Annotated in this window: 9 protein-coding genes; all 9 read right to left on the reverse strand. The window is 50.0% G+C overall.

Translation table 11 applies throughout. From position 1 onward, the window contains the following. Positions 1-302: 302 nt before the first annotated feature. The gene (locus R6U67_RS06625) at positions 303-650 is read right to left on the reverse strand and encodes a XisI protein (RefSeq protein WP_410251808.1); all 348 of its coding nucleotides are present in this window, start codon (positions 648-650) and stop codon (positions 303-305) included. Further along, positions 626-1054, reverse strand: a complete 429-nt coding sequence (locus R6U67_RS06630) for an element excision factor XisH family protein (RefSeq protein WP_087709274.1) — start codon at positions 1052-1054, stop codon at positions 626-628. Before R6U67_RS06630 ends, R6U67_RS06625 begins: the two co-directional genes overlap by 25 nt. A gap of 276 nt (positions 1055-1330) precedes the next feature. Next, positions 1331-2536: an argininosuccinate synthase gene (locus R6U67_RS06635; RefSeq protein WP_087709272.1), complete on the reverse strand. Its 1206-nt coding sequence runs from the start codon at positions 2534-2536 to the stop codon at positions 1331-1333. A 187-nt stretch (positions 2537-2723) separates the two neighbouring features. Then, on the reverse strand, positions 2724-5702 hold the full coding sequence (locus R6U67_RS06640; RefSeq protein ID WP_410251809.1) for a PAS domain S-box protein: 2979 nt from the start codon (positions 5700-5702) through the stop codon (positions 2724-2726). A 389-nt stretch (positions 5703-6091) separates the two neighbouring features. Then, complete coding sequence (locus R6U67_RS06645; protein ID WP_410251810.1) at positions 6092-7177, reverse strand: ABC transporter ATP-binding protein; 1086 nt, start codon at positions 7175-7177, stop codon at positions 6092-6094. Positions 7178-7210: 33 nt separating this feature from the next. Further along, positions 7211-8644, reverse strand: a complete 1434-nt coding sequence (locus R6U67_RS06650) for an MFS transporter (RefSeq protein ID WP_410251811.1) — start codon at positions 8642-8644, stop codon at positions 7211-7213. A 38-nt stretch (positions 8645-8682) separates the two neighbouring features. Continuing rightward, a complete protein-coding gene (locus R6U67_RS06655; protein ID WP_410251812.1) occupies positions 8683-10125 on the reverse strand; it encodes a RecQ family ATP-dependent DNA helicase in 1443 nt (480 codons plus the stop codon). Between the two features lie 99 nt (positions 10126-10224). After that, positions 10225-10881: an SRPBCC family protein gene (locus tag R6U67_RS06660; RefSeq protein ID WP_410251813.1), complete on the reverse strand. Its 657-nt coding sequence runs from the start codon at positions 10879-10881 to the stop codon at positions 10225-10227. An 81-nt stretch (positions 10882-10962) separates the two neighbouring features. Beyond that, the coding region (locus R6U67_RS06665) for an RNA-guided endonuclease InsQ/TnpB family protein (protein WP_410251814.1) at positions 10963-11827 on the reverse strand (865 nt) is incomplete at its 5' end.

Genomic DNA, 11827 nt, shown 5'->3' on the forward strand with positions numbered 1-11827 from the left:
GCGACATGATGCGTTGCGGCGAGTTGTCAGTCCTCGGTCAAGGTTCAACCTTGTCAGCCGCCGGAACACATCCTACTGATCTACCGATCATCAATCTCGTTGAAATCTCGCGACATGATGCGTTGCGGCGAGTTGTCAGTCCTCGGTCAAGGTTCAACCTTGTCAGCCGCCGGAACACATCCTACCGATCATCAATCTCGTTGAAATCTCCCGCGTGATGCGTTGCGGCGAGTTGTCAGTCCTCGGTCAAGGTTCAACCTTGTCAGCCGCCGGAACAGAGCCGACAAGAGACTATCCCCTCCTCACGACACCGCAAACTCCCCATAGGGACGTAACTCGGGAGGATGATAGGCGATGACAATTTCCTGCTTGGGGATTCCCCGGTCAACCAATTCATTCGCAACCCCCACCTCGGTTCCATCATATTGAATCCAAATTTTATCATTGAGGATATCAATATGAATTAGAGGCCCAAATATCCGGTCAGAGCGATTCCACCCGGCGTGAAAGACCTGATAATGGTCATGAACAGGGTCGGCAAAATAGTACACTTCAATATCACCAAAACTGGGTTTATCTAGGCTGTGGCGTTGGAGAAGGTCTCCAACAATTTGGCGATATTGGTCTAGTTTTGGGCGGCGGCTATCCATTGAACAATTACCTCTTGGCTGGGGTCAAACACTAACAAGGAAATTTTTGCTTCGTTCAGGACAGATTGGGCAAAGGGACGACGAAAGAAGTCCCGATAGGCAAAATCAGGAATCGCTAGATACAAGTCCCGTCCTGGGTCTTGGTCTCGTAAGGCTAGGCGGTAACTTAAACATTGACCTAATGCTAAATGAAAGGCATATACGAGAGACGGACTCATAAAGCTTTTGACTTCAACAGCAATCTTTTGCAGTCCTCGCTCAGCGGCAATCAGTTTTTCTCCCGCTAAGTCAACTTGAATCTTGCTATTGTCAAAGTCCAGAAAAAGCGGGTCATGGGTAATTGACCAATCATCTTTAATTAGGGCAATTTTAACTATGTCATGAAAGTAGTCTTTTGCAGTCATCGGTGAGTCATGGTTATATTCGTCATTATGCCATAGGGCGGTAATGGCCTTCTACCCATCCTGGAGGGTTGCCATGCAATCATCCGTTCGTTGTGGGTTGAACGGGAAGATTCCCAACGCTGCCACAACGCACCAGTTGGGCGGTAGAAACATCATCAAAACCCCCCGATTTCTCCACGAAATCAGGGGGTTTAAGGCTCTAATGGGAATATCTACCCTAACCTGAAACAATCCACCTCAGAGACTCATCTGGTGCTGATTGGAGGACAGGTTCAATTAGCCTCGTAATTGTTGAGACCAAACTCGGTTGGGAAGTCCCCACACATAAATAAACCCTTCAGCGGCTTTGTGATCAAACTTATCGTCAGATCCATAGGTGGAGAGTTCATCGGTGTAGAGGCTATTACCCGATTGACGACCGACAATGTGGGCGTTCCCTTTAAACAGCTTGATGCGAACCGTTCCCGTCACCCGTTTTTGCGTCTCGGCGATGAACGCATCTAAGGCCCCTTTGAGGGGGCTAAACCATAAGCCGTTGTACACCAGTTGGCTGTAGGTGTCTTCAATTCCCCGTTTGTACTGGGTGACATCTTTGGGAAGGGTCAGACTTTCGAGGTCCCGGTGGGCCAAAATTAGGGCCAGGAGGGCGGGGGCTTCGTAGATTTCGCGGGATTTAATCCCCACGAGGCGGTTCTCGATCATGTCGATACGCCCAAAGCCATGACGGCCCGTGATGGCGTTGAGGGTTTCGATGAGTTTCACTGGGGCCAGGGCCTGGCCGTTGATGCTGACGGGGAATCCTTCCTCGAAGCCGATTTCTGCATATTCGGGTTCGTCGGGGGTTTTAGCGATCGCCTCGGTCATCAAAAACACCTCCTCCTCGATAGGTTCATTCCAAGGATCTTCGAGGGGACCGGCTTCGATACTGCGACCGAGGAGGTTGCGATCGATACTATAGGGGGAGGATTTCTTAACCGGGGAGGGGATGCCGAATTTTTCCCCATAGGCGATGGTTTCTTGACGACTCATCCCCCATTCGCGAGCGGGGGCGAGAACCTTGATATCGGGGTTGAGGCCGGCGATCGCCACATCAAAACGAACTTGGTCGTTTCCCTTACCCGTACAGCCGTGAGCCACCGCATCAGCCCCATACTCAGCCGCCACTTCCACCAGTTTCTTCGCAATCAAAGGACGTGCAAGAGCCGTAGACAGGGGATAACGATTTTCGTAGAGAGCATTGGCCCGAATGGCGGGGAAGGCGTAATCGCGGATAAATTCCTCTTGTAAGTTGGCCACGAGAGACTCACTGGCCCCTGAGGTGAGGGCTTTTTCGCGGATGGGTTCGAGTTCATCTCCCTGGCCCAAATCAGCCGCGAGGGTGATGACCTCTTCAACGCCCCATTCTTTCTTCATGTAGGGGATGCAGACTGAAGTATCCACTCCGCCTGAGTACGCCAGTACGGCTTTGGTAGCACGACCCATAGACCTTTCGTTCTCCGTCACAAAACAATCAGTGTCCTATTATGGGGCAATTTGTCCATTTGAGGGGGAGTTGGAGGGGGCTTTTTTGCCAACTCTGGGGCGAAACCGAGGCGATCGCCGGCTTATGTAAGGGTTTGCTGACACAGCCGCCTCCATCAAACCTCGCTCCCAACCTCCCACCTCAACCTTAAGTCACGCGAGTAACGGGAATCTCGATCGCAAACTCAGTTCCCTCACCCAACCGCGAATAACAATCAATTTTGCCAGCATGACGCTCAACGATAATCTGATAGGTAATCGATAAGCCTAACCCCGTGCCTTTGCCCACGGGTTTTGTGGTAAAAAAGGGATTAAAGATCGTCTCTCGCAAGCGATCAGGAATCCCATTGCCATTATCGCGAATAGAAATCAGGACGCGATCGCCTTGCGGTTGAGTACGAATCCAGATACAACTCGGCTGTTCTCGCATCTCCTCGGGGCTGCGATCGCCATCCCGTTCATCCAAGGCATCAATGGCGTTGGCTAAAATGTTCAGAAACACCTGATTCAACTGGCCCGGATAACAATCAATCTTAGGAATCTCCCCATATTCACGAATCACCTCAATGGCCCGGCGATGAGATGTTTCCTTCAACCGACTCCGCAAAATCATCAGGGAATTATCAATCCCCTCATGGAGATTCGCCTGTTTCGACTCCGCCTCATCTAAACGAGAGAAATTCCGCAACGAGGCGACAATTTCCCGAATACGTCTGGCCCCCTCTCGCATCGAATTGAGCAACTGGGGGAAGTCTTCAACGAGAAATTCCACATCCGAGGCCTCTAACTCCTCTTGCACCGGCTCAACGGGTTCGGGATAATGCTCTCGATAACTGGCAATGACCGCCAATAAATCCTCCACATACTCCTCCGCGTGAGTTAAATTGCCATAAATGAAGTTCACCGGATTGTTAATCTCGTGAGCCACCCCAGCCACCAACTGGCCTAAACTGGACATCTTCTCACTTTGCACCAACTGACTTTGGGTTTGTTGCAACTCCCGTAACGTCTTCTCGAGTTCTTCAGCTTTCTGGCGTAACTGAGCCTCCGACTGACGCAGTTCCAATTCTGAGCGTTTACGAGCGGTAATCCCCAACGCCGCTCCACGAAACCCAACCAGATGGCCTTGATTATCAAAATGAGGTACGCCATTCACCTCTTCCCAGACAATTTCGCCGTCGGGAGTTACGTTGCGATGTTCGAGTTTAAAGGTTGACTGCTCAGCGGTGGCCTGTGTGAGAATTTGTTGTACCCGAGGGCGATCCTCTTTGTGCATAATATCAAACGGCGATCGCCCCAACAAATCCCTCACCCCATAGCCTTTCACCTCCCGAACCCGCTCCGACACATAGGTATAACAGCCATCGAGATCAATCTCCCAAAGATATTCTCCCGCCGCTTCTGATACATCGCGAAATCGCTGTTCACTCTCCCGTAACTCCGCCTCAGCCCGCTGCTGTTCCGTGATATCCTGAGTCATGGAGGCAATGCCAATACACTCTCCCGCTGGATTTATCAGAGGGGTGTTGTACCACTGACAGATAATCCGCCGCCCATCTTTGTGGATATTCTCATTGGTGCTAAGAGTTTCCCCTTTCTGCTCAATTAAATCATCCATCACCTGCTGAACATAATCCACACACTCCGGTGGCACAATGAGGTCAACAATCCGATTTCCGATTGCTTCTTCTGCCCGATAGCCAAAAATCTCTTCAGCAGCAGGATTCCAACTTACTACCTCAAAGTCCATATTCCATTCCATCACCGCCAAAGGTGTTTGTTCAACCATCAACGCCAGCCGTTGTTGAGATTTGCGAATTTCTGCTTCAATACGTTGTCGTTCCTGAATTTCGGCGGCTAAGGTTTGATTGATTTCAGCTAAGCGTTGGGTTCGCTCAACAACCCGTTGTTCGAGTTGTTCATTAGTCTGTTTGATTTCCTTAAACCGATCTCGCAACGCATTCGCCATCACCTCAAAGTTCATTGAGAGCAACGTCAGTTCTAAAATGTTGGTATCTGGTAATTTCCAGGGTTCTTCGCTACTGACTTTTTCAGGAAGATTACTACTCACCTCAGTCAGTTGTCTTAACGGCTGAATCAGACGGTAACTGATAGTATTAGCACAAAAAACACTGATTCCCATAATCGCCAGTAAAACGGCTAAATTACGAATATAAAACTGTTGCAGTTGACGAACCATCTGCTGAGCGGGCAAGGCAATCAGGATTTGCCAGGGTAAGCCGGCTTCATTAACAATGGTATAATAATGGGAGTTTTGCCATTGAGCCATAATGGCCATTGAACCCCCAGGTTTCCAATGATAAACATCATTGCCTTTGTTTTCCATAACACCCGAGCCAAGGTCGAAGATCTCGGCGGTTTCTGGATATTTTTTAACTACATTTGAATTATTTAGTAAAAAAACATTGACTGGGTAAGGACTGCGTTTTGCTTCAATTAAGGCTTGAAACAGATTCAAGTCTCCCCAACGATATTCACGAGTAATATTGAGGTTTTCTGAGAATTCTTCCGATAAGACTGCTACCGTTTTGATCGCCTGATTTTGTAAGCCTTCAAATTGAAATCGACTACCGACAATAATCAAGAGTAGTACCGGAATAATCGTAAAAGCGAGTAATCCATTAAAAATGGCTTGACGAAATGGATAATTTCGCTTATATTTTGTATCTAAAACGCCTAATAACCCGGTATTAACAATAATTAAATTAGTAATCAAGGCATTCAAAATACCATTAACAAATAATTTTAAGATGACTAATGTAATTAGCTGGGCTGGAATTTTTAGAATAAAAACATAAATCAGTGCGCCCAATGGAGCGCCAACAGATAGCCAATATAAACAGGTCAGTGGAACAAGATTTAGGGACGATCGCCGCAAACCGAGTCCAACCCAAAGAACCTCAAGATCTAAGATGATCATGCTATAGGGATGTCCCCAAAGAATAATCGTATAAAGGTTGACAATAACCGCTGCTAACGTCGCCCATCTAGCTCCAAAACAATAGGCAATCAATAAGGTCGCAACACTCCCAAATAAAAAGTCAACGCCAAAAAATAGGGGAAGACTAAAATAGTTGCCTAAAAATCCCGCTAGGGTGAGTCCCAAAAAAACGACAAGATTTTTCCCTCTAAGCTTAAATCTAGGTGGTTTTAAACAGAGTTTTCTCTGATCCAGAGCATTATTCATGACGTCAATTGTAGGTTCGCGAACCTTCCAAGAATGTCCCTAAACCCATCCCCGCCATCTGTTAGTTTTGTCTCTGTGCAGACTCGGGTTCATGGTTGGAGTGATCTATTCAATCTATAACAGACTGAACAACCCCAAGTTAATCCTGTTCTAGCGCAAACTGGCCGCCACAGCTCGCCAATCGTGGCGCAGACTCAAGGATTCGGGAAAATCTTAATGTTGGTTTGGGTTAGGGATCCGCATGAAGAATGGGGTCAATCCCCTGGCTATACAGCCGTTTGGGCTAGCCAGGAGACCGTCCAAACCCCTTACACCAGGCGATCGCCCGATTCGACATTAAACCAATGTAAGCGTTCAGGGGACGCCGCTAACTCAATGTCATCGCCTCCCCAATCGACATCCGCCGGGAGGAGCGATCGCACCTCCGTCTCATCAGCCTGATTCTCCGGCGAAGACAAACGCACACTGAGGAGATTTTGCATTCCCAAATTTTCCACCAAAAACACCTGGCCGGGGAAGCGAAGGGAATCCCCCTCCGTCGCCAAGCGTAGATCTTCGGGCCGAACCCCTAACACCACCTGACGGGGAGGATTCGCTAACCCCGAGGGAAGGGGGATTTTTCCCTGGCCCAAACGAGCCATTTTCCCCTCACATTGCAGCGTCAGCAGATTCATCTGCGGACTCCCCACAAACCCGGCCACAAACTGGTTGGCCGGCTTAGAATACAACTCACTCGGCGGGGCCAACTGCTGAATATTCCCCTCATACAAGACCGCCACCTTCGTCGAGAGGGTCATGGCTTCAACTTGGTCGTGAGTCACATAGACCACTGGGGTATTCTGTTTCTTAAACAGTTGCTTAATTTCCGCCCGGACTCGCTCCCGTAGCAACGCATCGAGGTTACTGAGAGGTTCATCCAAGAGGAAGACATCCGGTTGACGCACCAAGGCTCGTCCCAAGGCCACCCGCTGACGTTGTCCCCCAGACAACTGTCCCGGCTTGCGATTCATCAAATCTTCCCGCAAATCGAGAAACCGCGACGCCTCACTCACCCGTTGCTTAATCTCACTATCGCCCATCTGGCGCAGTCGCAAGGCTGAAGCCATGTTTTCATAGACGGTCATGTGAGGATAGAGGGCGTAACTTTGGAACACCATCGAGATGTTGCGATCGCCCGGCTTCAGGCCCGTCACATCGCGATCGCCAATAATAATCCTCCCCCGCGTCGGTTCTTCGAGTCCAGCAATCAAACGTAGCGTGGTCGACTTCCCACAGCCAGATGGTCCGAGGAGCGTGAGAAACTCATTGTCTTCCACCGTCAAACTAATATCCTTAACCGGAATGGTCTTCGGATTATAGGTTTTGTTCAGATTCTTAACTTGAACAGTTGCCATTCTTTATACCTTTTCAATTAACATCAATCGGCTTTAGCCTTCTGCGACACTCGTGGTCGCCGGTAAATCCAGAGCTTCTTCTGGGGACTTGCTTTTCGCCCCAGACTCCTGAACCCGTAACACCAGTAACGCTGCAATCAGCATCGCCACGCCACCACTAACGAGGGCTAACATCCGGTTTTCATCAAACCAATATCGCATCACCCAGCCAAACCCCAAGGAGGCGAGAATCTCAGGTAAGACAATAAAGGCATTGAAAATACCCATATAGACTCCCGTCCGTTCATCCGGTAACGACCCCACGAGAATCGCGTAGGGCATCGCCAACAAACTAGACCAGGCAATTCCTAATCCCACCATCGCCAGCAAAATGAGATAGGGATTTTCAATAAACCACAAACTAATTAAGCCAATACCGCCACAAATCAAACAGAGACAATGGGTGACCTGGCGACTCGTAAAACGCGATAACTTCGGTAGAATAAACGAAAACACTAAACAGACGGCATTGTAAGCCGCAATGCAAATTCCCGCCCATTCAATGCCTTCTGAATACAGTTCAGAACTTTGGCTGGTTGCCCCAAAGATGTTGCGAGCGACTGCCGGAGGAAAGTAGAGAAAGACACAGTACATTCCCAACCAAGAAAACGACTGAACCCAAGCCAATTGTCGCATGGTGTCCGGCATCTCCCGAATGGCCGACCAAATTTCAGCCACGCCTCTGCCAAAGCCGCCTTGTTCAGCTTTTTGCTGTTCAAAGGCTTCTAAATCCTCAGGGGGATATTCTTCGGTACTTAAAACTGTCCAAAGAACGGTTCCTAAAAATGCCGCTGCACCGACATAAAAAGAGATTTCAATCGTCGGCGGAATTGAATGTTCGCCGCCGGTATTAGTGACGTTGAATAGATGATTCAACAACCACGGAAAAGCCGCCGCTAACACCGAACCGGCACCAATAAAAAAGCTTTGCATTGCAAAGCCTTGAGTACGTCGTTCAGCGGGGAGTAAATCCCCAACAAAGGCACGAAACGGCTCCATACTGACATTATTGGAGGTGTCCAAAATCCATAACCCCCCCGCCGCCATCCAGAGACTGGAGGAATGGGGCATAAAGACCAAGGCCGTGGAACTGAGGATAGCACCAAAGAGGAAGTAGGGCCGTCGCCGGCCTAACGGTCCCCAGGTATTATCACTCATATGCCCCACCATCGGTTGCACAATCAACCCTGTTAGGGGAGCAGCTAACCAAAGGATGGGGATTTCGTCGGCTTGTGCGCCGAGATGCTCGAATATGGCACTCATATTCGTCATTTGCAGCGCCCAGCCAAATTGAATGCCGAAAAATCCCACACTCATATTGATGATTTGCAGGAAATTCAGCCTTTTTTTAGGGCGATCGCTCATGGAGTCTTCTAGAGTCTTAACGTCAACAGAGGCATCGATGGGGCGTTCAGCCTCTAGTTTCATGGTATCAGACCTCCCTGAAGCTGCGACTCCCCCATTCGTTAGGTTGTGCGACTCAGACAGCGATCGCAGGTCCCGCAAGCCTTCGCACTCCCCCCAAAGCCAAAGGCCTCTAAGATAACTTGCCAACGACAGCGGCGATCGCGTAGATACTCCTGCATCTGTTGAATGGCCTGCTGATTGGTCGGATTGGGGCGAGGTTTGCTGGTGTGGATTTGGTAATGGAAGGGATCGAGCCAAGTTAACTGGCCGCTACTGTGAAGCAACGACAGGGCGATGGCCGCCTGAGGAGACACCGCCAACGCCGCCTCGATACTTCCCGAACGAGGCAATTGACGAGTTAAGCGAAAGGCTTTATGTTGCAGAGACTGCTCTCGCTGCTCAAAAAACTGTCGTCGTTGCTTATCCGTCGGATCGAGCCATCCCGTCGGTTCACTGACGAGGGTGATAGCTTTAGCGGCTTTCCCATCCCGTCCCGCTCGTCCAATTTCTTGGACATATTCGGACAATAACAAAGGTGCATGAAAATGTAGCACCCAACGGACATCGGGTTTATCAATCCCCATCCCAAACGCCGAGGTACAGACCACCACCGGAACCTGAGCCGTGAGCCATTGACGCTCAATCTCCCGCCGTTGTCCAGGACTCAGTCCAGCGTGATAGGCCGCGATCGCAAACCCCCGATCTTGTAGGAGTTGGGCCAGTTCCTCGCTATCCTTGCGCGTCCGGACATACACCAGGCCCGATTGATTGGGGTGATCTTTGAGACAATTAAGCAGTTTCTGTTTGCGTTGGCGAGGGGTATAGGTGGTAATGACCGATAAGGCTAAGTGAGGCCGATAGGGATTTTGGAGAAACAGTTTCGGCGATCGCAACTGCAACACATCCCGGATCGTATATTGAGCCGTGGGATCGGCGGTGGCGGTGAAGGCCGCAATGGGAATCGAGGTTCCCGGAGGACGAGTTTGTAACAACGCCGGACGCACCGCCCCCAAACGGCGATAGGCGGGCCGAAAGGTGTCTCCCCATTGCACTAAACAATGAGCTTCATCGAGCATCAAGCCGTTAATCCCGAGCGTCGGCTGACGCAGAATCTGCCAGATTTTGGGACTGAGGAGGGTTTCGGGGGAGAGGTACAGCAAGCGCAATTGTTGCGTTTGTAGGGCGTTGATGATGGTGCGTTGCTGCGATCGCGGGAGTTCACTATGAAGGGCCGCCGCCGGTAAACGACGCTGACGCAAGGCCTGCACCTGATTTTCCATCAGTGCCACTAAGGGCGAGACCACGAGAGTCACCCCCCGCTGCAATAACGCCGGTAACTGAAAACAAATGGATTTTCCGCCTCCGGTGGGTAACACCACCAGTGCGTCATGGTGTTGCAGCAAGGTTTGCACCACTTCACCTTGGGGATAACGGAAATCGGCATAGCCCCAAGTTTGACGAAAGGTGTTGCGAACCACTGTCCAGTCAGGAGAAGAGGTCATAGTGGCGGCAGAAGAAAAACAGCAGCAGGCAGGTCAAGGTTACGGTAGATACGCTTGGCCGGACGTAGAACCCGACAAGATGGGTTAGCGAGACACGAGTTAGGAGGGGTTGGGGGTTGAGTCCAGTTGTCGCCGCTGGATTTCATCGCGAATTGCCTCTAAATTGTCCGTCAGGGACTGGCGAAATACCGTGTGAAAGACACGATCAGGAGTCCCTGGAGGGGGAGCGACGGCCACAGTCTGGGTTAGGCGTAGAGTCTGTTCATCTTCGGTGGTTTCAATGATCCAAGACCCTTCGAGTTGATTGAGATCCCCTTCTAAAAGACGAAAGTCAATACGCTGGTTTTCCGTTTCTAGGTTTTCTGTGCGTATGCGAGATCTGATGGTTAAGAATAACACTTGTTGCTCACTGACTTGTTCGACAACATGGCGGTTCCCTTCAATCTCTAGGATTTCACTTGAGATGATGTTGGGCAAAAAATGGCTGAAACTGCCATAATCGGCAATCACAGACCAAATTTCTTCGGCTGAGGCCTCTAGGGTCACTGCCAAGTTATAGGTATTCTCGCCATCGCGGCTGATCTGGATCTCCGACTCTCCCCCAGTCGTGTTGCGGGCGATCGCCGGAAGCCTCTCTAGGGCGATCGCCCCAGGAACTAAACCCGGAAGTAGCGTCAGAGACAGGGTCATCAGCCCCGCCAATAACCCTGGAGATTTGGCCATACGATGCGGATTAACCCGAGTGGTGTCGTTCATAAGAGTCTTGCCCATTTCATTGATGGCGATCTTGACATCCTCCCACGCTAATTCAAAGAATATAGCGTGGGATTCCCACCATTACTGATGAGGTTTCCTCTTTCTGCGACTCGACTTACCTTGAGGAGTTTCCCCACCAAGGCAGAGGTCGATATCTCCAGAGGCGTGAGTTCCCGTATGCCCTACGGTACTTAATCCTAATTCAAGGATGTTAATAGCTGCGTTATGGTCTCTGTCAGCAACAAATCCACAATGGGGACAGCGGTGGGTTCTCGTTGACAGAGATTTCTTAACCTTCTCCCCGCAGTTGGAACAATTCTGGCTCGTGTATTGAGGAGGAACAGCAACTGTTGCCACCCCAAACACCTTGCCAAAATACTCCACCCACTGACGGAAGGTTGACCAGGCCGCATCGGAGATCGATTTAGCGAGATTAGGGTTTTTTACCAAATTTCGCACCCTCAAGTCTTCATAGGCGACCAAGTCGTTAGACCGGACGACGCACAATGCCGTCTTCACAGCAAAGTCTTTACGTTGCCGACTTACCTTGAGGTGCTTTCTCGCGAATCGATTTCTAGCTTTCTGTCGATTCTTAGACCCTTTCTGAGTCTTAGCCAATCGACGTTGGAGACGCTTGAGAGCTTTCTCAGACCTTCTTAGGTGTCTGGGATTTTCCACGGTCTGACCGTCTGAGTCAGTGTAGAAATGATTTAATCCGACATCTAAGCCAATAACTGTTCCAGTGGGTTCTCGTTCCTCCAACCTTTCTTGGTCGATACAGAACTGAACGTAGTATCCATCAGCGCGACGGACCACTCTCACCCGTTTAATCTGCTTTAACTGGTAGAAATGCAAGTCACGAGTCCCCCACATTTTGAAGCTGCCAGCCTTAAAACCGTCGGTGAAGGTAATCGTCCTTCTCTCCTCTGACAGCTTCCAACCTGAG

It is taken from the genome of Sodalinema sp. (assembly GCF_046483825.1).
GTDB lineage: Bacteria > Cyanobacteriota > Cyanobacteriia > Cyanobacteriales > Geitlerinemataceae > Sodalinema.

Coding starts and splice junctions, on each gene's coding strand:
- R6U67_RS06625 (WP_410251808.1), bottom strand. CDS start 650: ATGGATAGCCGCCGCCCAAAACTAGACCAATATCGCCAAATTGTTGGA.
- R6U67_RS06630 (WP_087709274.1), bottom strand. CDS start 1,054: ATGACTGCAAAAGACTACTTTCATGACATAGTTAAAATTGCCCTAATT.
- R6U67_RS06635 (WP_087709272.1), bottom strand. CDS start 2,536: ATGGGTCGTGCTACCAAAGCCGTACTGGCGTACTCAGGCGGAGTGGAT.
- R6U67_RS06645 (WP_410251810.1), bottom strand. CDS start 7,177: ATGGCAACTGTTCAAGTTAAGAATCTGAACAAAACCTATAATCCGAAG.
- R6U67_RS06650 (WP_410251811.1), bottom strand. CDS start 8,644: ATGAAACTAGAGGCTGAACGCCCCATCGATGCCTCTGTTGACGTTAAG.
- R6U67_RS06655 (WP_410251812.1), bottom strand. CDS start 10,125: ATGACCTCTTCTCCTGACTGGACAGTGGTTCGCAACACCTTTCGTCAA.
- R6U67_RS06660 (WP_410251813.1), bottom strand. CDS start 10,881: ATGAACGACACCACTCGGGTTAATCCGCATCGTATGGCCAAATCTCCA.